Source organism: Roseovarius nanhaiticus (genome assembly GCF_900156535.1).
Classification (GTDB): domain Bacteria; phylum Pseudomonadota; class Alphaproteobacteria; order Rhodobacterales; family Rhodobacteraceae; genus Roseovarius; species Roseovarius nanhaiticus.
The window spans coordinates 995,888-1,016,925 of the sequence record NZ_FTNV01000001.1 but is presented as its reverse complement, the minus strand read 5'-3'; the positions used below and the strand labels follow the sequence as shown (position 1 = coordinate 1,016,925).

At 64.9% G+C, this 21,038-nt stretch carries 20 protein-coding genes; 13 read left to right on the top strand and 7 right to left on the bottom strand.

The window, feature by feature from the left end; translation table 11 throughout:
- Nucleotides 1-4 precede the first annotated feature (4 nt).
- The 3 genes from BW975_RS04880 to BW975_RS04870 are packed head-to-tail and all read right to left on the bottom strand — an operon-like array spanning nt 5 to nt 1,465.
- Entirely contained in the window at nt 5-376 is a 372-nt protein-coding gene (locus tag BW975_RS04880; RefSeq protein WP_076531476.1) for a cupin domain-containing protein, read from the bottom strand.
- Nucleotides 373-1,236, bottom strand: coding sequence for an urea carboxylase-associated family protein (locus tag BW975_RS04875; RefSeq protein ID WP_418314299.1), 864 nt, complete (start codon nt 1,234-1,236; stop codon nt 373-375). The genes BW975_RS04880 and BW975_RS04875 overlap by 4 nt, the downstream gene beginning before the upstream one ends.
- 22 nt (nt 1,237-1,258) lie before the next feature.
- Nucleotides 1,259-1,465 carry a hypothetical protein gene (locus tag BW975_RS04870; RefSeq protein WP_076531470.1) on the bottom strand — a complete coding sequence of 69 codons (207 nt, stop codon included), beginning with the start codon at nt 1,463-1,465 and terminating at the stop codon, nt 1,259-1,261.
- Nucleotides 1,466-1,678: 213 nt separating this feature from the next.
- Here BW975_RS04870 and BW975_RS04865 point away from each other — a divergent pair, with 213 nt between their 5' ends.
- The 6 genes from BW975_RS04865 to BW975_RS04840 all read left to right on the top strand — a co-directional run bounded on the left by BW975_RS04865 (nt 1,679) and on the right by BW975_RS04840 (nt 8,276).
- Nucleotides 1,679-2,725 carry a rod shape-determining protein gene (locus BW975_RS04865; protein ID WP_076531468.1) on the top strand — a complete coding sequence of 349 codons (1,047 nt, stop codon included), beginning with the start codon at nt 1,679-1,681 and terminating at the stop codon, nt 2,723-2,725.
- A gap of 62 nt (nt 2,726-2,787) precedes the next feature.
- Nucleotides 2,788-3,735 (top strand): rod shape-determining protein MreC, encoded by a 948-nt coding sequence (gene mreC / locus BW975_RS04860; protein WP_076531465.1) that lies wholly within the window; start codon nt 2,788-2,790, stop codon nt 3,733-3,735.
- Nucleotides 3,736-3,760: 25 nt separating this feature from the next.
- Nucleotides 3,761-4,261, top strand: coding sequence for a rod shape-determining protein MreD (locus BW975_RS04855; protein WP_076531462.1), 501 nt, complete (start codon nt 3,761-3,763; stop codon nt 4,259-4,261).
- A complete protein-coding gene (mrdA, locus tag BW975_RS04850) occupies nt 4,258-6,198 on the top strand; it encodes a penicillin-binding protein 2 (RefSeq protein WP_076531460.1) in 1,941 nt (646 codons plus the stop codon). Before BW975_RS04855 ends, mrdA begins: the two co-directional genes overlap by 4 nt.
- Nucleotides 6,195-7,334, top strand: coding sequence for a rod shape-determining protein RodA (rodA, locus tag BW975_RS04845; protein WP_076531458.1), 1,140 nt, complete (start codon nt 6,195-6,197; stop codon nt 7,332-7,334). The genes mrdA and rodA overlap by 4 nt, the downstream gene beginning before the upstream one ends.
- Before the next feature lie 6 nt (nt 7,335-7,340).
- Nucleotides 7,341-8,276 carry a 2-hydroxyacid dehydrogenase gene (locus BW975_RS04840; RefSeq protein ID WP_076531456.1) on the top strand — a complete coding sequence of 312 codons (936 nt, stop codon included), beginning with the start codon at nt 7,341-7,343 and terminating at the stop codon, nt 8,274-8,276.
- 199 nt (nt 8,277-8,475) lie between these two features.
- Here BW975_RS04840 and BW975_RS04835 read toward each other — a convergent pair whose 3' ends face one another.
- Together BW975_RS04835 and BW975_RS04830 are read right to left on the bottom strand one after the other, a co-directional pair.
- A complete protein-coding gene (locus BW975_RS04835) occupies nt 8,476-9,267 on the bottom strand; it encodes an SseB family protein (RefSeq protein ID WP_076531454.1) in 792 nt (263 codons plus the stop codon).
- The gene (locus tag BW975_RS04830; protein ID WP_076531452.1) at nt 9,260-9,862 is read right to left on the bottom strand and encodes a uracil-DNA glycosylase family protein; all 603 of its coding nucleotides are present in this window, start codon (nt 9,860-9,862) and stop codon (nt 9,260-9,262) included. Before BW975_RS04830 ends, BW975_RS04835 begins: the two co-directional genes overlap by 8 nt.
- Before the next feature lie 285 nt (nt 9,863-10,147).
- On the opposite strand from BW975_RS04830, the gene BW975_RS04825 reads away from it, so the two are divergent.
- From BW975_RS04825 to BW975_RS04810, 4 genes are all read left to right on the top strand, one after another.
- Nucleotides 10,148-10,807, top strand: a complete 660-nt coding sequence (locus tag BW975_RS04825; RefSeq protein WP_076531450.1) for an ABC transporter ATP-binding protein — start codon at nt 10,148-10,150, stop codon at nt 10,805-10,807.
- Nucleotides 10,785-12,422 carry a KpsE/RkpR family capsule polysaccharide export protein gene (locus BW975_RS04820; protein WP_076531448.1) on the top strand — a complete coding sequence of 546 codons (1,638 nt, stop codon included), beginning with the start codon at nt 10,785-10,787 and terminating at the stop codon, nt 12,420-12,422. The genes BW975_RS04825 and BW975_RS04820 overlap by 23 nt, the downstream gene beginning before the upstream one ends.
- Before the next feature lie 139 nt (nt 12,423-12,561).
- Nucleotides 12,562-14,001 (top strand): phosphomannomutase/phosphoglucomutase, encoded by a 1,440-nt coding sequence (locus BW975_RS04815; RefSeq protein ID WP_076533396.1) that lies wholly within the window; start codon nt 12,562-12,564, stop codon nt 13,999-14,001.
- 50 nt (nt 14,002-14,051) lie between these two features.
- Complete coding sequence (locus BW975_RS04810) at nt 14,052-15,602, top strand: ATP-dependent DNA helicase (protein WP_076531446.1); 1,551 nt, start codon at nt 14,052-14,054, stop codon at nt 15,600-15,602.
- Between the two features lie 74 nt (nt 15,603-15,676).
- On the opposite strand, the gene panC is transcribed toward BW975_RS04810, so the two are convergent.
- Nucleotides 15,677-16,525 carry a pantoate--beta-alanine ligase gene (gene panC / locus BW975_RS04805; protein WP_076531444.1) on the bottom strand — a complete coding sequence of 283 codons (849 nt, stop codon included), beginning with the start codon at nt 16,523-16,525 and terminating at the stop codon, nt 15,677-15,679.
- Nucleotides 16,522-17,349 (bottom strand): 3-methyl-2-oxobutanoate hydroxymethyltransferase, encoded by an 828-nt coding sequence (gene panB, locus BW975_RS04800; RefSeq protein WP_076531442.1) that lies wholly within the window; start codon nt 17,347-17,349, stop codon nt 16,522-16,524. The genes panC and panB overlap by 4 nt, the downstream gene beginning before the upstream one ends.
- Nucleotides 17,350-17,548: 199 nt before the next feature.
- Between panB and BW975_RS04795 the strand changes: the two genes are divergently transcribed.
- The 3 genes from BW975_RS04795 (at nt 17,549) to BW975_RS04785 (ending at nt 21,032) form a co-directional block, all read left to right on the top strand.
- Nucleotides 17,549-18,385: a hypothetical protein gene (locus tag BW975_RS04795; protein WP_076531440.1), complete on the top strand. Its 837-nt coding sequence runs from the start codon at nt 17,549-17,551 to the stop codon at nt 18,383-18,385.
- A gap of 3 nt (nt 18,386-18,388) precedes the next feature.
- Nucleotides 18,389-19,552, top strand: a complete 1,164-nt coding sequence (locus BW975_RS04790; RefSeq protein WP_076531438.1) for a winged helix-turn-helix domain-containing protein — start codon at nt 18,389-18,391, stop codon at nt 19,550-19,552.
- A gap of 70 nt (nt 19,553-19,622) precedes the next feature.
- Nucleotides 19,623-21,032 (top strand): MBOAT family O-acyltransferase, encoded by a 1,410-nt coding sequence (locus BW975_RS04785; protein WP_076531436.1) that lies wholly within the window; start codon nt 19,623-19,625, stop codon nt 21,030-21,032.
- Nucleotides 21,033-21,038 lie beyond the last annotated feature (6 nt).

Below are 21,038 nucleotides of genomic sequence, written 5' to 3'. Positions count from 1 at the left end.
GCCGTCAGTACCCATCCGGTTTGTGGCCAAGGAACACTTTTGTCACGCTGTTGGCCACGTCCCAGGTGACTCGGCTGCCGTCGCGCACGAACAGGCTGTCGCCCGCGGCCAGATCGCGCGTTTCGCCGGTTGCGTGCTCCGTCAGGCGGCAAGCCCCTTCCAGGATCGTCATCAGCTCGTCGCCCTGCTCGGTGCAGTCAAACGCCCCGGCCGTGCAATGCCAGATGCCAAACCGCGTCTCATGCCCCGGCCCGCCCGCATCGATCCGACCATAGGTGCGCGGCGCGCCGCGCTGGATCACGTAATCGCTGGCGGGATTGTCCAGCGGCCATTCCTCAAGCGGGCCGACATCCTGGCCGGGCGCATAGCCGATCATGCGCCGCGCCCGTGGCTACGGTCATAGCCGCTCGGCGCAGGGCTGGACCAGCCATCCAAAGCGCCGGGCGCAGGGGCAAAAACCTCGACCAGCAGCGGATGGCACGCGGCGGCATCGCTGGAATGCTGGGCCGAGCAATCGCCGCCGGGACAGGCGCTGAGCGCGCCCAAAAGGTCAATTTCGGCAAAAAATTCAAGGCAGTCACCGGGGCGAACGGGGCTGGCCTTCATGAAGTACTGCCCCGTGTCGCGGGTAAATCCGGTGCACATGAAGACGTTGAGCACGTCATGGACATGGCGCTCGGCCTCGTGCAATGGCAGGCCCGTCTCATCCGCCAAGGCGCGGGTGAGGTTGGAATGGCAGCAATGGTGATACTGCCCGCCCGCCAGCAGATTGTGCGTATAGGGGTCACAGCGCGTGCCGATCACATCATGGACCGACCCGCCATATTGGTCGATGCCGTACCATTCCAAGCTGTCATGCGTGATCGTCGCCATAGGGCGCAGATAGGGAAAGCCCGACCACATCCGCTGACCGCGCGTGATATGCGTGCCGTGCAGCGCGCGCGTCTTGCCGGAGTAGAATCGCTCGGCCAGATCATCCGCGTGCCACAGATTGAGATCGCCCACCTGCGGCCCCTCGACCGACGTGATGCGGAAGAAATGCCCCGCCGGGGCGCGAAAACAGCCCGCATCCCGCGGCGCGACGCGCAGTTCGGCCACCTTTTCCGCACCGTCCCGCGCCCTAGCGTACAGGTTCAGATCGGGAATGGGCAGCGTCTGGTTCGGATAGCAGATGACGGGCGGCACGTTTCGGCGCGTGTCCGCATCCGATGGCTGTAACGGGGCAGGCTGTGTCATGGGCATCCTTTCATGGCGCGCGTCATTTGCCCCGCGCGGTCGCAAGGCAGATCCCCGGGGGCTTGCCGGTGTCGGTCCAGGCCTCGTGGCCGCAATTCATACAATGGTAATACCGCTCGCCATCCGTGTCGCGGGTGCGATCCTCGCGCCAGCGACATTGCCGGGTGCGCGTATTCGAGAAGATAAGGATCAGCACGAAGGCAAGCACCAACCCGATTATCACAAACATCGCTCGAATTCCCCCGGCGTTTCCCTGCCCAAGGCGTAGCGCGGGGCGGTCCGGCGCTCAAGCCCGGCATGTTGGCCGGATTCCGGCGAATTGACGCTGACACGTGCAAAACTGGGCCTTTAACCGCGCCCTGCCCCTCTCTATAAGGGCTGGATACCAGCGGCCGAGAGTCGCTTTTTAGTGTTTACATCAGCAAGCAGGACACCGCCTTCCATGTCCATACTCAGCAGAATTCCGGGGATGTTCACCTCGGACATGGCCATCGACCTCGGCACGGCCAACACGCTGGTCTACGTCAAGGGACGCGGGATCATCCTGTCGGAGCCTTCGGTCGTCGCCTACCACGTCAAGGATGGCGTGCGCAAAGTGCTGGCCGTGGGCGAGGATGCCAAGCTGATGCTGGGCCGCACACCGGGCAGCATCGAGGCGATCCGCCCGATGCGCGAGGGCGTCATCGCGGATTTCGACACTGCCGAGGCGATGATCAAGCATTTCATCCGCAAGGTTCACAAGCGCACGACTTTCTCCAAGCCCAAGATCATCGTCTGCGTACCGCATGGCGCCACGCCGGTCGAGAAACGCGCGATCCGCCAGTCGGTGCTGAGCGCCGGCGCCCGCCGCGCGGGCCTGATAGCCGAGCCCATCGCGGCCGCCATCGGCGCGGGCATGCCCATCACCGACCCCACCGGCAACATGGTGGTCGATATCGGCGGCGGCACGACCGAGGTGGCCGTCCTGTCGCTGGGTGACATCGTCTATGCCCGCTCGGTCCGCGTCGGCGGCGACCGCATGGACGAGGCAATCATCAACTACCTGCGCCGCCAGCAGAACCTCCTGATCGGCGACGCCACCGCCGAGCGCATCAAGACCTCGATCGGCACCGCGCGCATGCCCGATGACGGGCGCGGCGAGACGATGAAGATCCGGGGCCGCGATCTGCTGAACGGCGTGCCGAAGGAAACCGAGATCAGCCAGGCCCAGGTGGCCGAGGCGCTCTCGGAGCCGGTGCAGCAGATCTGCGAGGCTGTGATGACCGCACTCGAGGCGACACCGCCGGATCTGGCTGCCGATATCGTGGACCGGGGCGTCATGCTGACCGGGGGCGGCGCGCTTCTGGGCGATCTGGACCTCGCGCTGCGCGAGCAGACCGGCCTTGCCGTCAGCATCGCCGACGAGAGCCTGAATTGCGTGGCGCTTGGCACCGGCAAGGCGCTTGAGTTTGAAAAACAGCTCCGTCACGCCATAGATTACGACAGCTAACCGCGCCCGCGCCGTGCCGCCGCCTGCCGGGGCGCGGTGCCACAGATCGCAGGGATCCCCGTTTGGCCAAGGATCGCAAACAATCGGATGACTATGCCGGCCCGCTCAAGCGGCTGCTGCTGGGCGTGCTCGTCGTCTGCCTTCTGGGCCTCTTCCTGCTCTGGCGGATCGACAGCCCGCGAGTCGAGCGGTTTCGCGCCGCTGTCATAGACGCGGTCGTGCCCAATCTGGATTGGGCGATGGCGCCCGTCACGGGCACCGTGAACCTGCTGCGCGATTTTCAGAGCTATCAGCGCATCTACAGCCAAAACCAGGAGCTGCGCCGCGAGTTGCAGCAGATGCAGGCATGGAAAGAGGCCGCACTTCAGCTGGAGCAGGAGAACGCGCGGTTGCTGGATCTGAACAACGTGCGGCTCGATCCGCGGCTGACCTATGTCACTGGCGTCGTTACCGCCGATAGCGGCTCGCCCTTTCGCCAGTCGGTGCTCCTGAATGTCGGCGCGCGGGACGGCATCGTCGATGGCTGGGCGGCGATGGACGGGTTGGGTCTTGTCGGGCGCATCTCGGGCGTGGGCGACAATTCCTCGCGCGTGATCCTGCTGACCGACACGTCCAGCCGTATTCCCGTGACCGTGCAGCCCTCGGGCCAGCGCGCGCTGATCCTCGGGGACAATACCGCCGCGCCGCCCATCGACTTTTTGGAGGATGCCGGCCGCGTGCGCCCCGGCGACAGGGTCATCACGTCGGGCGATGGCGGGGTGTTTCCGGCGGGCCTTCTGGTGGGGCAGGTCGCGCAGGATCCCGGCGGGCGCCTGCGCCTGCGCCTCGCCGCCGATTACGAGCGGCTGGAGTTTCTGCGCGTCCTGCGCGATCACGGCGGCACGCGCATCGACGATACCGGCGACCTGATTGCCCCCGACGCGCTGCCCCAGCCGCCCGAGGCCGAAAACGAGGCCAGCGCCCTGAGCGACGAGACCAGCCTGCCGACCGGCGAGGCGTCCGGTGACTGAGGCGTCGCGCGGTCATTTATGGGCCATGCGTGGCCTTTTCGCCGCGCTCTGTGCGCTGGTGATCTTTTGGCGGCTTCTTCCTCTTGATACGTTGCCTCCGGGCTGGGCGGGGCCGGATCTTATCACTGCTCTGGCCTTTGCCTGGGTATTGCGGCGCCCCGCATACGCGCCCGCGCTGCTGGTTGCGATCGTGGTGCTGGTGGCCGATATCATGTTTCAACGTCCCCCCGGTCTTTGGGCGGCGCTGGTTGTTCTGGGCTGTGAGACGCTGAAGGCCCGCGCGCCGGGCTTGCGCGATATGGGCTTCGGCCCAGAATGGCTGGTTGTCGGGGTCGTGACACTGGGCGTCACGCTGCTTTATCGGCTGAGCCTTGCCGTTTTGCTGGTGCCGCAGGCGCCATTGGGGCTCAGCTTGATGCAAATGGCGATGACGGTGCTATGTTATCCCTTGGTGGTACTGGCCTCGTCGCTGCTCCTTGGCGTGCGCAAGGCCCGGCCCAGCGAAGGTGGAAGAGGACGCATATGAAACGTCAGACACGCGATACGGCAGTCAGTCAGCGGCGCATCACGCGGCGCGGCCTGATTCTGGGCGCGGGTCAGGTCGGCTTCATGGGGTTGCTGGCCTGGCGCATGCGCCATCTGCAGGTGGATCAGGCCGACCAGTTCCGTCTGCTGGCCGAAGAAAACCGAATCAAGATCCGGCTGATTCCGCCTGCGCGCGGCCAGATCTTTGATCGTAACGGCCTGGTCGTGGCCGAGAACGTGCCCAGCTACCGCATCATGCTGGACCGCGAGGATGCGGGCGATGTCGAGGATACGATCGCGCGGCTGGGCCGCCTGATTCATCTCGACCCCGAAGAGCTGGCGCGTGCCCGCGAGGAAATGCGCCGCAGCCGCGTGCACCCCGTCACCATCGCAGACCGCGTCAGCTGGGAAGAGCTGAGCCGCGTTGCGGTGAACGCACCCGCCCTGCCCGGCGTGCGCCCCGAGGTGGGCCTGTCACGGCGCTATCCGATGGATCAGGAATACGCGCATGTTCTGGGCTATGTCGGCCCGGTCAGTGATTACGATCTCGAAAAGATCGAGGCACCGGATCAGCTGCTTTTGATCCCGCGGTTCCAGATCGGCAAGGTCGGGCTGGAGGCGATGCAGGAGGACCTTCTGCGCGGCAAGGCCGGCACCAAGCGGATCGAGCAGAACGCTGCGGGCCGCGTCATGCGCGAATTGGACCGCCGCGAGGGCGAGCCGGGCCGCGATGTTCAGATCACCACCGATAGCAATCTTCAGTCCTACATCCACGCCCGCCTCGCGGGCGAGAGTGCTGCTGCCGTGGTCATGGATTGCGCCAGCGGCGATGTCCTTGCCAGCGTGTCGACCCCCGGCTTTGACAGCAATCTCTTTGTGCGCGGCATTTCCGTCAGCGACTACAACGCACTGCTTGAGAACAAATATCGCCCCCTGCCAAACAAGGCGATCCAGGGCATCTATCCACCCGGCTCGACCTTCAAGATGGTGACCGCCCTCGCCGCGCTGGAGGATGGCAATGCCACTGCCGAGGATACGGTTTATTGCCCCGGCCACCTCGAGGTCAGCGGGCGGCGCTTTCACTGCTGGAAGCGGGCCGGCCATGGCAATATGGACCTCTCGGGCGCCCTGCGCGAGAGTTGCGACGTCTATTTCTACGAAATGGCCCTGCGCACCGGCATCGAGAAGATCAGCGCGATGGCGCGCCGCCTCGGGCTTGGAGTGATGCATGATTTGCCCATGACCAGCGTGGCCGAGGGCCTGATCCCCGACAAGGATTGGAAGCGCAGCGCACGCGGCGCCGAATGGGTGATCGGCGACAGCGTCAACGCCTCCATCGGTCAGGGTTTCGTGCTGACCTCGCCGCTGCAACTGGCCGTGATGACCGCCCGGCTGGCCACTGGCCGCGCCGTGACGCCGCGCCTCATCAAATCCGTGGGCGGCGTGGAAACGCCGACAGGGCACGGCGACGACATGGGCATCAACGAGAACAACCTGCGCAACGTGCGCCGCGCGATGTATGACGTGTCGAACAACAAGCGCGGCACCGCCTATCGCAGCCGCATCGTGGCCGAGGGCATGCGCATGGCCGGCAAAACCGGCACCAGCCAGGTGCGCAACATCACCGCAGCCGAGCGCGCGCAGGGCGTGCGCCGCAACGAGGATCTGCCTTGGGAGCGGCGCGATCATGCGCTCTTCGTCGATTATGCACCTTTCGACAATCCCCGCGTGGCCGTGGCCGTAGTCGTCGAACATGGCGGTGGCGGATCTTCTGTTGCAGCCCCCATCGCACGCGACATCACGCTGCAGGCACTCTACCAGGGCGATCCCCCGCTTGAGGCGTATCCCACCGCTGACCGGGGCCGGATCAAAACCCAGCAGGAACAGCTGCGCGATGCGCGCCCGCATCACGGCCCCAAGCCGAGCGATCGCGCATGAGCTATCTGGAGTATTCGGTCAAAAGCGTACCCACGGGACTGCGCAAGGTGCTCTATCTTAACTGGCCGCTTGCCGTGCTTTTGGCAGCGGTGGCCTGCGTCGGGTTCCTGATGCTCTATTCCGTCGCAGGCGGATCGCGTACGCCGTGGATGGACCCGCAGATGAAACGCTTTGGCGTCGGCTTTGCCGCCATGCTGATCGCGGCGATGGTGCCGATCTGGTTCTGGCGCAATATCGCGGGCCTGGCCTATGCGGTGTCACTGGCCCTGCTGGTGGCGGTCGAGTTTTTCGGAAGCGTCGGCATGGGTGCGCAGCGCTGGATCGATCTGGGCTTTATCCGCCTGCAACCATCAGAGCTGATGAAAATCACGCTGGTGATGCTGCTTGCGGCCTATTACGACTGGTTGCCCCTGCACAAGACCTCGCGCCCGATCTGGGTGCTGATCCCTGTCGCGCTGATCTTGATCCCGGTCTATCTGGTGCTGAAACAGCCTGACCTTGGCACGTCGATCCTGCTGATCACGGCGGGCGGCGGGATGATGTTTCTGGCCGGTGTCCATTGGGCCTATTTTACGGCCGTGATTGCCGCCGGCATCGGCCTTGTCACGGCTGTGTTCAAAAGCCGGGGCACCGATTGGCAACTCCTGGCCGATTATCAGTTCCGCCGGATCGACACGTTCCTGGACCCGTCCAGCGATCCCTTGGGGGCGGGCTATCACATCACGCAGTCCAAGATCGCATTGGGGTCCGGCGGCTGGACAGGGCGCGGCTTCATGCAGGGCACGCAATCGCGGCTGAACTTCCTGCCCGAAAAGCACACGGATTTCATCTTTACGACGCTGGCCGAGGAATTTGGCTTTATCGGCGCGATCTCGCTCTTGGGGCTATACGCGCTGATCATCGTCTTTTGCGTCAGCACCGCCATGACAAACCGCGATCGGTTCTCGTCGCTCCTGACTTTGGGCATCGCGGCGACATTTTTCCTCTTCTTTGCGGTCAACATGTCGATGGTCATGGGCCTTGCGCCCGTCGTGGGTGTGCCCCTGCCCTTGGTCAGCTACGGCGGCTCGGCGATGTTGATCCTCATGATCGGTTTCGGCATGGTCCAGAGCGCACATGTCCACAAGCCGAGGTAAGACCCCATGACAGTTCAGATTCTTTTCGCCGCCAAGGAAGAGCGGTGGGCGCAGTATGAGGCGCCTTTGCGCCGCGCGCTGGAGGGGGCCGGGATCACCGATTACGTTCTGTCGCGCGACATCGCGCCCGAGGCCGTCGATTACATGGTGGTCGCGCCGAATGGCCCGGTGCAGGATTTCGCGCCCTACAGAAACTGCAAGGCTGCGCTGAACCTTTGGGCCGGAGTCGAGAACATCATAGGCAATCCGACCCTTCACATGCCACTAGCGCGCATGGTCGATCACGGGCTGACGCGCGGCATGGTCGAGTGGGTGACGGGCCATGTGCTGCGCCATCACTTGGGGATGGACGCGCATATCCACGGACAAGACGGGAAATGGCGCAAGGACATCCCGCCCCTTGCCGAAGAGCGCCGGGTGAGCATCCTCGGTCTGGGCGAGCTGGGCGCTGAATGCGCGGACGCGCTGCGTTATCTCGGCTTCGACGTGACGGGCTGGAGCCGATCGCAAAAGGATCTGCCCGGCATCCGCTGCCTTGCTGGCGAGGAAGGGCTGGCGGAGGCTCTCGGAACGGCTGAAATCCTTGTATTGCTCTTGCCCAAGACGGCCGATACCGAAAACGTGCTGAACGCCGAGCGCATCGCCCAAATGCCGCGCGGCGCGGTGATCATCAATCCGGGCCGCGGTCCGTTGATCGACGATGACGCGCTTTTGGCGGCGCTGGACGAGGGCCGCATCGCACATGCGACGCTGGATGTTTTTCGCACCGAGCCACTACCGCCCGAGCACCCTTATTGGGCGCATCCCTCGGTCACCGTCACGCCGCATATCGCGTCCGAAACGCGGGACGAAACCGCCAGCCGCGTCATCGCCGAGAATATACGTCGCGGCGAGGCAGGCGAGCCTTTCCTGCATCTGGTGGACCCCAAGCTGGGGTACTAGGCGGACAGATTCCGCAGTTTTGCTGTGACACTTTGATGAGCCGGACGTGCGCCTACCTGAGGGATGGCGCCACGACTTCTGTCTTGCGCGTTTTATGCCAGCGAGGCCTTCCCACGCCTTTGAGGCAATGCGCAATCGCAACGCGCAGCCCGCCGGGATCGGCCGGCCCTCGTCTGGCGCTATTCAAACAAAAACATCCTCACTTCAATCGCGGCGGCCTCGACGGGTCCGAGCCTGGCGCCGCCCGCTGAAGCGGGGACGAGGGACGCGGTAGATCAAAGCGCAGGCCGACCTTCTCCAGTCGCTGGGCCAGCGCGCCGCCCGCCTCGGCAAAGCCCACATCCAGTGCGCCCGCCTCGATCCCCGAGAAGGTCAGCGCCTCGGACACCGCGCGCGTCAGCGCGCCTTCGGCCCCCGGCGCCGCGCCGATGAACATCAGGACATGGCCCGACGCGCCGCCTGCATAGCGCGCGCCCGCAAGGCAGGCATGGCTCGCCAGCCCTTCAGCGCGGGCTAGCTTGGCGTCCAGCGCACTCAGCAGAGCCTGCGGCACGCCCTCAGGCGCGCTGACGGCCTCGGGGCGGGCATGCGCCTCGGCCCCGCCGCCCTGCCCCAACGTCTCGGCCAGCCATCCCAGCGCCTCGGGCGGCAGGAGGATGGACGACGGCGCCGCATCAAGGTTAAGTCCCAGCCCGGCCCCTGCACCGGCCAGCATCCCGGCCAGCGTGCGCCCCGGAAGCATCGCATAGGGCGCGGCGCCGCCGGCGAACCCTGCGAGCCGCTCTTCGGTGTCGAAGGCCAGCGCGTATTCCGTGCCCTCGAGATCGAAGGTCCTCGGCGTAACGTGATCGCCTTTGCTGTCGGCTTCTTGCGTCAGCAGGACGAAGAGCGATGTGTCTGCAAGGCAATGGTAGAAGGCCAAGCGCGGGCCGCCATCGTCCTCGGCGGCTTCCATGTCCGCATGGGCGCGGTCCAACGCTGTCTCAGTCATCGCTCATCACCTCGTTCACTCGGGCGCGCAGGGCCGGCAGAACCTCGGCCTCGAACCACGGATTTTTCTTCAACCATCCCGTATTGCGCCAGGACGGGTGCGGCAACGGGAAAACCTCGGGCGCATGCTCCCGCCAGTCGGCGACCGTCTGTGTCAGCGGGCCGCGCGCGCCCAGATGGTAGAGCTGCGCATGGGCGCCGACCACCACGCGCAGACGAATTTCCGGCAGCGCCCCCATGACGGCATCGTGCCAGGTGGCGCGGCAGACGGGCGGAGGCGGCAGGTCCGCGCCCCGCGCATCGTAGCCCGGAAAGCAGAAGGCCATCGGCACGATGGCCACGCGGTCGCGGTTGTAGAATGCGTCGCGGTCCAGACCCAGCCAATCGCGCAAGCGGTCGCCAGAGGCATCGTCAAACGGCACGCCCGAGGCGTGGACACGCGCGCCAGGCGCCTGCCCGGCGACCAGCATGCGCGCACCCGGCGCGAACCAGGGCACCGGGCGCGGCGCATGCCCTGTCGCCGTCGCGGCAAAGCGCGCAGCGCAGAGACGGCAGGCGGAAATATTGCTGGCAAGGGAGGCGGCAGCGCAGGTCATGGGCCGCATCTAGGCCGCCGGGCGCCGCTTTTCCAGCCGGGTGAGTGGCGGCGTATGGCCGATCCGGATAGCCGGACGCACCAAAGCCTGCAGGCATTGTTTCCAAATACGCATATAAAAACGTATTTTTGGGACGACATTTTTAAGGTAAGGGCATAATTCTGCCTTGAACGCCTGTATATAAGATCAGGTAGCCCGCAACAGGGCCGTGGGCGATATGCGCGCCGCGAAGGTCAAAGCCCCGGTTCAAGAGGGCGATCAAAGCAGTTATATCTTGGGGCACAGATGCTCGAGTTCGACAATGTCAGCAAGTCCTTCTGGACCGGCACCCAGCGCAAGGTGATCCTGGAAAAGGTCAGCTTTCGGGTAGAGCTTGGGCGCTCGATGGGTGTGCTGGCGCCCAACGGCACGGGCAAGACGACGCTGATCAACATGATGGCCGGCCTCGAGAAGCCGGACGAAGGCGAAATCCGGCGTGGATGCCGCATCAGTTTTCCGCTCGGCTTCATGGGCGGCGTCATCTCCAAGATCTCGGCGATGGAGAACAGCCGCTATATCGCACGGCTTTACGGCCTCGATCCCGATTATGTCGAAGCATTCTGCCGCTGGATGTGCAATCTGGGCGAATATTTCGACCAGCCGCTGGGCACCTATAGTGCGGGGATGAAATCCCGCTTTACCTTTGCATTGATGCTGGCTCTGGATTTCGACATCTATTTGATCGACGAGGGCATGCCATCGTCCACGGATGTCGAGTTCAACAAGAAGGCGGGCGAAATTCTGCGCGAGAGGCTGGCGACCACCACTGTCGTCATCGTGTCGCACCAGCCCGCCGTGCTGGAGAAATTCGCGGCGTCCGCAGCCGTTTTGATGGGCGGCCAGCTACATATGTTCGACACCTTGGAAGAGGCCAAGCAGCTTTATGACTACGAAACCCAAGGCTAGAAAATTTCGCATCCGCCGCACGCCACTGAGCGAGGAGGGCGGGCCGTATCCTTCGGAGGCCAGCACCTCGGAGGCGACAGAGCCGCGCGCCACATCGCCCGACACAGCCCCGCGAGAGGGACAGGTGTCCAGCCCACGCGAAGAGGGCAGCGCGCAGACCATCGACGAGATCCGCCGCGAGGGCCTGACGGGCCGCCAGCTGCGCATGGCGCGGCGCGTCGCGCAGAAACACGCGCTGGCGCCGACATCGGATTTCGACGCGGTGCGCCTCTTACGCCAGCGTGGGATCGACCCGTTCCAGCGCTCCAGCATCCTCGAACTGGTGGCCAATGACCAGAACGACGGTGATATCGGCGATCTGGTGCCCGCCAAGGGCCGCGCGCTCGAGGCACAGCAGCGCGTCCAGCTGCCGCAGACGATGCCGGCGCAAACCACCCTGCCCTCGACCCATCTCAGTCCTGCCGAGCGGCGCGGCGAAGAGATCATGCGCATCCAGAAGGATATCGGCAAGCGGCGGCGCCGCAAGCTGCTGCTGCTGCTGACGCGGCTGGCGGCCTTCGTGTTCCTGCCCACCTTGCTGGCAGGGTATTACTACTACGCCGTCGCGACGCCGATGTATTCGACCAAGTCCGAATTCCTGATCCTGTCCAATGATGGCGGCGGCGGCGGCGGCGGTATGGGCGGCTTCAAACTGCCCAGCCAGTTCGCCACGGGGCAGGACGCGATAGCCACGCAATCCTACCTTTTGTCCAAGGACGCGATGCTGCGCCTCGACCGCGATGTGGGCTTTCGCGAACATTTCAGCCAAGAGTGGATTGACCCTATTCAGCGGCTCGATCCTGATGCCAGCAACGAAGAAGCCTACAAGCTTTACAAGAAATACATGAAGATCGGCTATGACCCGACCGAGGGCGTGCTGCGGATGGAGATCTCCACCGCCGATCCCGAGGTCAGCGCCGAATTTTCGCGCAAACTGATCGATTACGCCGAGGAGCGCGTGGATGATCTGTCCAAACGCAAGCGCGAAGACGCGCTCGCCTCCTCGACCGAGAGCCTCGAGAAAGCCAAGGAGGATCGCCGCGAGGCGCAGCGCCAACTGGTCGCCATGCAGGAAGGCACCGTTCTCGACCCCGAGGGCGAGATCGCCAACATTCGCCAGTTGATCGGCAATGTCGAATTGCAGCTGCAGGAAAAGCAGCTGGCCCTGAACACGCAGTTGAACAACGCGCGGCCCAATCAGGCGCGGGTCGAGGCGATGACCAGCGAGATCGAAGTGCTCCAGCGCGAGCTCGACAAGCAGCGCGCACGCCTGACGGATGCGACCGAGGATAACGCCTCGCTTGCCTCGCAGACGGCCGATATTCAAATGGCGCAGGCGGATCTTCTGACCGCCGACATGGTGCTGCAAGGCGCGCTCGAAGCGCAGCGGATGAGTTCGAGCGAGGCAAACAAACAGGTGCGCTATCTGACCGTCAGCGTCCGGCCCGTCGCCTCGCAGGACGCGTCATATCCCCGCTCGTTCGAGAATACGATCCTGGCGTTCCTCGTCTTTGCGGGCATCTACTTGATGATCTCGCTCACCGCGTCGATCCTGCGCGAGCAGGTGTCGTCCTGATCCGGCGCCACAATAAAAATACGCCCAACCTTGCGCGCGGCCCTGTCCGCGCGCGCACCCTTTCGCAAAGTGAGACCCCAGCGTGAAAGCACCAGCCCAGACCGTCACACCCAACACGTGGGAATTCCTGCGCGACGCCATGATCACGCCCACCGGCTTTCGTGAGTACGATGCGCGCTGGAAATACCCCGAGGAGATCAACCTGCCAGGCATGACGGCCCTCGGCCTCGGCCTTGGCACGCAGATGATATCGCGCGGGATCGATCCTGTGATCGCCGTCGGCAACGACTATCGCGATTACTCGCTCACCATCAAGAACGCGCTGATGCTGGGCCTGATGCAGGCCGGGATCAAGGTGCTGGATATCGGCCCTGCCCTTAGCCCGATGGCCTATTTCGCACAGTTTCACCTGGATGCGCCTGCGGTCGCCATGGTGACGGCGTCGCATAACCCGAACGGTTGGACCGGCGTCAAGATGGGGTTCGAGCGCCCGCTGACCCACGGGCCCGACGAGATGTCCGAGTTGAAATCCATCGTTCTGGAGGGCCGCGGCCGGCCCCGCCCCGGTGGCGGCTATGAGTTCGTGGAGGGCGTCCGCGAGGCGTATCTCGACGATCTCGTCGGTGACTTCAAGATGACACGGCCGCTGAAAGTGGTCTGTGCCACCGGCAACGGCACCGCGTCGGCCTTCGCGCCCGAGCTTTTCGCGCGGATGGGCGTCGAGGTCGTGCCTTCGCATAACGAGCTCGACTACACCTTCCCGCATTACAACCCCAACCCCGAGGCAATGGAGATGCTGCACGACATGGCCGATGCCGTGCGCGCGTCCGGCGCCGATTTCGCACTTGGCTTCGACGGCGATGGCGACCGCTGCGGGGTGGTGGACAATGAGGGTGAGGAGATTTTCGCCGACAAGATGGGCGTCATCATGGCCCGCGATTTTGCGTGGCTCTATCCGGGCAGCACCTTCGTTGCGGATGTGAAATCCACCGGGCTATTCGCGTCCGACCCTGAATTGCAGGCGCATGGCGCCAAAGCGGATTATTGGAAAACCGGCCACAGCCATATGAAGCGCCGCGTCAAGGAAATCGGCGCGCTGGCGGGGTTCGAGAAGTCCGGTCACTACTTCCTGGCCGAGCCTGTGGGGCGCGGCTATGATTGCGGCCTGCGCGTCGCGGTCGAGATCTGCAAGCTGATGGACCGCAACCCCACCAAATCCATGGCCGATTTACGCCGCGCCCTGCCGATGACATGGGCCACGCCCACAATGTCGCCCTATTGCGCGGATCTGGAAAAATACGAGGTGCTGGACCGTCTTGTGGCCAAACTCGTCGCGCAGCATGAGGCCGGGATGCCGCTGGCCGGGCGCAAGATCGCGCAGGTCGTGACCGTGAACGGCGCGCGCGTCATTCTGGATAATGGCAGCTGGGGATTGGTGCGGGCATCGTCGAACACGCCCAATCTGGTGGTCGTCTGCGAAAGCAGCGAGAGCGAGGCTGAGATGCGCGCCATCTTTGCAGATATCGACGCCGTCATCCGCACCGAGCCATCGGTCGGGGAGTATGACCAGACGATCTGAGATGCGTCTGCCTCTGGCCCCTGCATGCGCGCCACTATAGGGTCGCGCGCATGACAGAATTGCCGCAAACCACCGCAACGAACAGCGTCACCTATTCGCCCGATCAGGCCGAGGCGCATGACCGCATCAGCGAGGCGTTGCGCGTCGCCGGTGTGGACCTCGAGAACGGCACCACCACGCCGCCGCGCGAGGGAAAGCAAAGCGTGATGGCCGTGATCGGCAAGGCCGGATCGGGCAAGACGCTGCTCTTGGCCGCGCTTTACCGCGCGCTGGAGGAGGCGGGCGTCGATATCGTCTCGGGCGATTACGAGGGCAAGAAGCGCAAGGACCGGCGCACGCTGGCCATCCTCGCGCCGACGAACAAGGCAGCAAGCGTGCTGCGCATGCGCGGCGTGCCCGCGACGACGATCCACCGCATCCTTTACACGCCCGTCTACGACCCCGAATACGAGCGCATCGCCGAATGGCTGGCCGGCAATGGCGAGCGCCCCGAAATGGAAGAGCTGTCCGAGACCGCGCTGGACCGCGCCTTTGCTTTCTACCAGACCAACAAATCCATTCCCGGCGCGCTGGCTGCGGCGGGCCTCAAGGGCAGCGATTTCATCACCGGATGGAAGCGGCGCGAGGAGCCTTTGGACATCGGCTTCATCGACGAGGCGTCGATGCTGGACACGCGCCAGATGGACGACCTGAAGGAGATTTTTCCGACCCTCCTGCTCTTTGGCGATCCGGCGCAGCTGGCGCCGGTCAACAGCACGGGCGGCATGGTATTCGAGGCGCTGCCTGCGCCCGCCAAGCTGGAGCTGCACCGCATCCACCGTCAGGACGCGGACAATCCCATCCTGGACCTTGCCCACGCGCTCGCCGATCCGGCGCTGGAATTTCACGATTTCGAGCGGATGATCGAGGACGCATCGAAGCGCGATGACCGGGTGCGATGGGCGCAGCGTGTCGAGGTCGATCTGATGGCGCGCAGCCCGGTTCTGGTCTGGCGCAATGTGACGCGGATCAAGCTGATCAACGCGTTCCGGTCGGTGCATGACGCACCGCTGGATGCGCTGCTGGAGGGCGAGCCACTGATCTGCGACGGGATCGAGCTGCCGCTGAAGCACCGCAAGAAGCGCCTCGATCTGGAGGCGCGCGGGCTGATCAAAGGCGCGCAGGTGATTTATCTGGGGCCGGGCCGCCGGCCCGGATTTTCACGCCTGCACGTCATGGGGGCCGAGGATCCGCAGCTGAGCGCCGCGTCGATCGTAAAAATCGAGAAACCGGGCGAAGAAGAGCCTTTCATTCCTTTTGCGGCCAATATGGGCGCGACGTTCCTGCATGGCGCGGCTGTCACGATCCACAAGGCGCAAGGCTCGCAATGGAAAGACGTCCAGGTTTTTGCGCCCGACCTCTATACAGCCGCCCGCATGGGCCGCAGTGAGGCGGGCCAGCCTCTGTGGAAACGGCTGGCTTATGTGGCGATCACCCGCGCCGAAGAACGGCTGCACTGGGTTGTGCGCAACCGCCTGTCGAAACCGGAAGAGCCGCTGCGCGTCGACGATCTGCGCAGCAAACCGGTGCCTTTGACGCTGGAGGCCGAGGACGAGGGCTAAGGTACCGGCGCCGCCCGGGGTGGCTGGCCGGGGCCTCCGGCGGGGATATTTTCAGCAAGAAGAAATGGGGGCGTTCAGGCCTCGACGGCGATGTTGTCGATCAGGCGCACGCCCGCGAGCCAAGCGGCGCCAAAAAGGCGCGCGGGGCGCGTGGGGGCGTCCAGAAGCGTCAGATCGTCATTGGCGCGCATCTCGAGGTAATCGACGGAGGTGAAGCCCGCCTGTTCGAGGCGCGTGATGGCGCGGGCTTGCGCGGCTTTGATATCGCCGCCGGTGGCCGCGACCTGCGCCATCGCCTGCATCTGTTCGGGCAGCATTGGCGCCATGGTGCGGGCGCGGTCCGAGAGGAGAAGATTGCGCGAGGACATGGCGAGGCCGTCGATTTCGCGAATTGTCGGGCAGCCGTGGACCGTGATGGGGATGTCCAGATCGCGGGCCATGCGGCGCACGACCTGCAGCTGCTGAAAATCCTTCTCGCCGAAGAAAGCGTCCGTGGCCGAGGTCTGCGTAAAGAGCTTGGCGACGACCGTGGCGACGCCTTCGAAATGACCCGGGCGGTGGATGCCGTCCAGCACCTCCGTCAGGCCCGAGACGGTGACGGTGGTGGCGAAGCCTTCGGGATACATCTGGGCGCCGTCCGGCACGTAGAGCGCGTCGACGCCGAACCGGGCCAGCTTGGCCGCGTCCGCCGTTTCGGTGCGCGGGTAGCTTGCCAGATCCTCGGGCGAGCTGAACTGGCGCGGATTGACGAAGATGGTAACGATGACGCGGCTGCAGGCGGCCTTGGCGGCGGCGACCAGCGACAGGTGCCCGTCATGGAGCGCGCCCATGGTCGGCACGACGCCGATCGTCTCGCCCGCCAGTTGCCAAGGCCGCGTGGCCGCGCGCAGCTGGGCCAGGCTTCGCAAAATCGGCGCGCTCATGCTTTGGGCGTCTCATCGGCAAAAAGATGCTCGGCCGCGGGAAATGTGCGGGCGCGCACCTCGGCGGCATAGGCTTTGATCGCGGCCTCGCCATCCTCGCCGAGCGTGGCATAGCGTTTGACGAATTTCGGTTTGAACGCAGTGAAGAGGCCCAGCATGTCATCGACCACCAGCACCTGACCATCGCAGCCCGCCGAGGCGCCGATGCCAATGGTGGGGATCGCGATATCGGCTGTGATCCGGTCGGCGAGGCCTGCCGGCACCTTTTCGATCACGACGGCAAAGGCGCCCGCCTCGGTCACCGCGCGGGCATCCTCGCTGAGCAGGCGCGCGCTGTGGCCGCGCCCTTGCACCTTGTAGCCGCCCAGCGTGCCGACCGACTGGGGCGTCAGGCCGATATGGGCCATCACGGGCACGCCGCGAGCGGTGAGAAAGGCGATCGTCTCGGCCATATGCGCACCACCCTCCAGCTTGACCGCCGCCGCGCCCGTCTCGCGCATCAGCCGCACGGCATTGCGCATTGCGTGGGCGGGATCCTCTTCGTAGGTGCCGAAGGGCATGTCGATGACCATCATCGCCTTGTCCAGCCCGCGAGCCACGGCCTGGCCATGCAGGATCATCATCTCCATCGTCACGCCCGTCGTCGAGGTGAGGCCGTGCAACACCATGCCCACGCTGTCGCCGACAAGGACGAAATCGCAGTGCGCATCCATCATGCGCGCCATCGGCGTGGTATAGGCCGTAAGGCTGACGATGGGCGCGCTGCCCTTCATGGCGCGGATATCGGAGGGAAGCGGGGCGGTCTTGCGGGCGGTGGCGCTCATGGCGTGCCTCGAAGTTGCTGCATTGCGGCAATGCCTAGCAAGGATGGCGGGGAAATTCCACCGCTCTTATGCGCCGCGCTCTTGTTACCGGGTGGCGGCGATCCGCCGGTGCGCTTGCACCCAATTGAAAGCCCGCTAGAGGTGGTGCGAAGCGCCTGCGCCCCTATATTGCTAAGACGGGCGCGAAAAGGAGGCCATCTTGCGGATCATGACAGGCAGAACACTCCTTGGAGGTGCGCGCGCGCTGATGCTGTGCGGCCTTCTGGCCGTCCCGGCACTGACGCCTGCCGCTCTGGCGGCACAAAGCAGTGGCGACACGTCCGCCCAATCCGTCAGTCGCGCCGATCTGATCCGCCTGCTGGGGCGCCTGCACGAGGATAACGCTGTTCGCGCCGATCTCTCTGCGCTCGGCTTTTCCGGGGCCAAACTGGATCTGGCCGTGCAGCACGCAAAGGACATGCTGTCGGACCCGGTCATTGCCGGCTATATCGCCGACCGCGTTCTGGCCGTGCGCGACGGTAGCGTGGTGCCCGTGGCACGCGCGCAGGGCCTGCTGTGGACTGTGATCGACGAAGGTCTGGGCCATCTGCCGCTGCGCGATCTTCGCTATTATTACCAAGTGGAGCAGGTCGTTCTGGGCGCCATGCCGCAGCGCATCTGCGGGCGCGCGGTGCGCGGCGATCTGGCGCCGGACCGCATGGCCGAAGAGACGGCACGCGCCGCCGCGCGGCTGAATTTCGAGGGCCTGCGCAATTACTACCGCATTCAGCTGCGCGCGGCGCAACTGGGCGCCCAGCGCGGCGCGGCGCAATTGCCGCCCCAGCGCGCCGCGCGGGCCGAGGCCGCGATTTTCGGCGTGGTGACACGCACCATCGCCGCGCGCGAGGATGCGGCGCGGGTCATGGGCAGTTTCGCCAATCTGGACCGGGCCAGCGACCGCGATGCCTGTATCGCGGGGAAGGTCTTTATCGACGCAGTTCTGACGCTCGAGGGGCGCGAGCTGCAGGATGCGCTGATCCAGCTGAGCACGCCCTGAGCGATGGGCGCGGCGCGGCGGCTGGACAACCGGACGGCGCGGCATCTGTGGCTGGCCGCGCATGGCCTCAGCCAAGCTGGCACCGGGCGACCCGATGTCATGGCGCTGATCCGGCAGATCGGATTTCTGCAGATCGACACCATCCGCAACGTGACGCGTGCGCATAATCACATCCTCTGGTCGCGCAATCCCAATTACCGCGAGGGGATGCTGTGGCCGCTGCTGGGGCGTGATCTGTTCGAGCATTTCACCCACGATGCCTCGCTGATTCCAATGGAGGTGCTGCCGCTGTGGCAGCGGCAGTTCGCGCGGCTGGGCGCCAAGGCTGCGCAGGCCGAGTGGTTTCAATCGGGTCTCGCCCGCGCCGAGATCGACACCATTCGCGCCCGGATCGAGGCGGAGGGGCCGCTATCCACGCATGCATTCGACACCAAGGCGACGAGCCGCGAGATGTGGGCGCGCCCACCGCACAAGAAGGCGCTCGACCAGATGTGGTATGCAGGCGATCTGGCCACCGCCAAGCGCGAGAATTTTGTGAAATTCTACGATCTGGGGCACCGCGTTTTCCCGTCGCAACTGATGGGCGGGCCGGAGGATTCCGAGGCCGTAGATGCGCTCTGCGACATGGCGCTGGACCGGCTGGGCATCGCGACCTGCGGCGAGGTGCAACGCTTCTGGGCCGCCATGAGCGCTGAGGAGGCGCGCGGCTGGGCCGATCGCAGGCAGCCCGAAGAGGTGCAGGTCATGGGTGCGGACGGCACGGCGCGCACGGCTTATGCGGCGCCTGATCTGGATGCGCGGCTAGCGGAGCTTGCACCGCCCACCGGGCGTCTGCGCATCCTCAATCCGTTTGATCCCGCAGTGCGCGACCGGGCGCGGCTGGCCCGCCTTTTCGGCTTTGAGTACGTCAACGAAATGTTCGTACCTGCCGCCAAGCGGCGTTGGGGCTATTACGTCTATCCGCTCCTTGAGGGCGACCGCTTTGTCGGGCGGGCCGAGTTGAAGGCCGACCGGGCGGCAGGCTGGCTGCGCGTCATCGGCCTATGGCCCGAGCCGGGCACACGCTGGGGCGGGCCGCGCACAGCCCGGTTTGAGGCCGAACTGGCCCGTCTGGCGCGGATGATCGGCGTCGCGGATCTGCAATGGCAGGTGCGCCCGCCCGTCTAGCGCATCGCTGGCATATCCGTGGCTTTGGCAATAAGGCTTGGGATCAGTCAATTCCAGATGGCCACCCGCCGTGCTTTTCAGCTCTCCAGAATTCATCTTTGCGTTCCTACCCCCCAGCCTGCTGGGCTATTTTGCCATCGCGCGGCTACTCGGCGGAAGGGCAAGCCTTGGCTGGCTGGTGCTCTGCTCACTCTTTTTCTACGGCTATTGGCGGCTTGAGTATCTGCCGCTTTTGATCGGCTCGATCCTGGGCAACTATGCCATCGCCGCCGCGATTCAGGCGCAGCAGGGCACGCGGCGCGGGGGATTTGCGATCCTGATCGCTGGCATCGCGGCCAATCTCGCGCTGCTGGGATACTTCAAGTATGCCGGCTTTTTCGCCGAAACGGCGAACGCCGCCCTCGGAACCGGCATCACCGTGCCACAGCTCGTCCTGCCGCTGGCAATCTCATTCTTCACGTTTCAGCAGATCACCTATCTGGTGGACAGCTACAAGCGCGAGGCCGTGCGCGGCAGCCTGCTGCATTACGCCGTCTTCGTGACATTCTTTCCCCAGCTGATCGCCGGGCCGATCGTGCACCACAAGGAAATGATGCCGCAATTCGCGCGCGCCGCCATCTTGCGCCTGCGCTCGAAGAACCTGCTGGCGGGCCTGATCATCTTCGGCCTCGGGCTTTTCAAGAAGATCGGGATCGCCGATAGCTTCGCCGTCTGGGCCGATGCGGGCTATGCAGATCACACGCAGCTGACCGTTCTGGATGCGTGGATCACCACGTTTTCCTATACGTTCCAGCTCTATTTCGATTTTTCCGGCTATACCGATATGGCCATCGGCGCCGCGCGCATGTTCGGCATCCGCCTGCCGCTGAACTTCCTGTCGCCCTACAAGGCCGTCTCGATCCAGGATTTCTGGCGGCGCTGGCATATCACGCTGTCGCGCTTCCTGCGCGATTATCTCTATATTCCGCTCGGCGGCAGTCGCCGGCGCGAGGGGCGCGTGATGGCGAACCTGATGATCACCTTCCTGCTGGGCGGGCTTTGGCACGGGGCCGGCTGGACCTTCATCCTGTGGGGCGGGATCCATGGCGCGGCGCTGGTCATACACCGCATCTGGGCCCGCGCGGGGCTGCGCCTGCCGCGCGTCATCGGCTGGCTGCTGACCTTTGCGGTGGTCCATCTGTCATGGGTGTTCTTCCGTGCGACGGACCTGGCGCAGGCGCTGGATATCCTGAGCATCATGTTCGGCCTCGATCCCGCCGCGATGGCAGGCCCGCGCCATGTGGTGATCGAAGGCGCCAGAACCGCGGGTCGGTATCTCTTGCTTGCGCTGATCGGCGTGCTGATCCTGCCCAATACCTACCAGTTCACGCGCGACGTCCGCCCGCTTTACAAGACGCTGGTGGGCGCAGTCCTCTTTGGCGCAGGCTGTATCCTGATGCTGGTGTCGCGCAGCGATGTCTTTCTCTATTTCAACTTCTGAGAGGAG

Excerpts from the sequence above, each read along its gene's own strand:
- BW975_RS04855 (WP_076531462.1), top strand. The coding sequence starts at position 3,761 with ATGCGTGGCCTTTTCGCCGCGCTCTGTGCGCTGGTGATCTTTTGGCGG.
- BW975_RS04815 (WP_076533396.1), top strand. The coding sequence starts at position 12,562 with ATGATCACGCCCACCGGCTTTCGTGAGTACGATGCGCGCTGGAAATAC.
- BW975_RS04870 (WP_076531470.1), bottom strand. The coding sequence starts at position 1,465 with ATGTTTGTGATAATCGGGTTGGTGCTTGCCTTCGTGCTGATCCTTATC.
- panB (WP_076531442.1), bottom strand. The coding sequence starts at position 17,349 with ATGAGCGCCACCGCCCGCAAGACCGCCCCGCTTCCCTCCGATATCCGC.
- rodA (WP_076531458.1), top strand. The coding sequence starts at position 6,195 with ATGAGCTATCTGGAGTATTCGGTCAAAAGCGTACCCACGGGACTGCGC.
- BW975_RS04865 (WP_076531468.1), top strand. The coding sequence starts at position 1,679 with ATGTCCATACTCAGCAGAATTCCGGGGATGTTCACCTCGGACATGGCC.
- BW975_RS04875 (WP_418314299.1), bottom strand. The coding sequence starts at position 1,236 with ATGACACAGCCTGCCCCGTTACAGCCATCGGATGCGGACACGCGCCGA.
- panC (WP_076531444.1), bottom strand. The coding sequence starts at position 16,525 with ATGAGCGCGCCGATTTTGCGAAGCCTGGCCCAGCTGCGCGCGGCCACG.
- BW975_RS04810 (WP_076531446.1), top strand. The coding sequence starts at position 14,052 with ATGACAGAATTGCCGCAAACCACCGCAACGAACAGCGTCACCTATTCG.
- BW975_RS04820 (WP_076531448.1), top strand. The coding sequence starts at position 10,785 with ATGACTACGAAACCCAAGGCTAGAAAATTTCGCATCCGCCGCACGCCA.
- BW975_RS04790 (WP_076531438.1), top strand. The coding sequence starts at position 18,389 with ATGGGCGCGGCGCGGCGGCTGGACAACCGGACGGCGCGGCATCTGTGG.
- mrdA (WP_076531460.1), top strand. The coding sequence starts at position 4,258 with ATGAAACGTCAGACACGCGATACGGCAGTCAGTCAGCGGCGCATCACG.
- BW975_RS04835 (WP_076531454.1), bottom strand. The coding sequence starts at position 9,267 with ATGACTGAGACAGCGTTGGACCGCGCCCATGCGGACATGGAAGCCGCC.
- BW975_RS04840 (WP_076531456.1), top strand. The coding sequence starts at position 7,341 with ATGACAGTTCAGATTCTTTTCGCCGCCAAGGAAGAGCGGTGGGCGCAG.
- BW975_RS04825 (WP_076531450.1), top strand. The coding sequence starts at position 10,148 with ATGCTCGAGTTCGACAATGTCAGCAAGTCCTTCTGGACCGGCACCCAG.
- BW975_RS04880 (WP_076531476.1), bottom strand. The coding sequence starts at position 376 with ATGATCGGCTATGCGCCCGGCCAGGATGTCGGCCCGCTTGAGGAATGG.
- BW975_RS04830 (WP_076531452.1), bottom strand. The coding sequence starts at position 9,862 with ATGACCTGCGCTGCCGCCTCCCTTGCCAGCAATATTTCCGCCTGCCGT.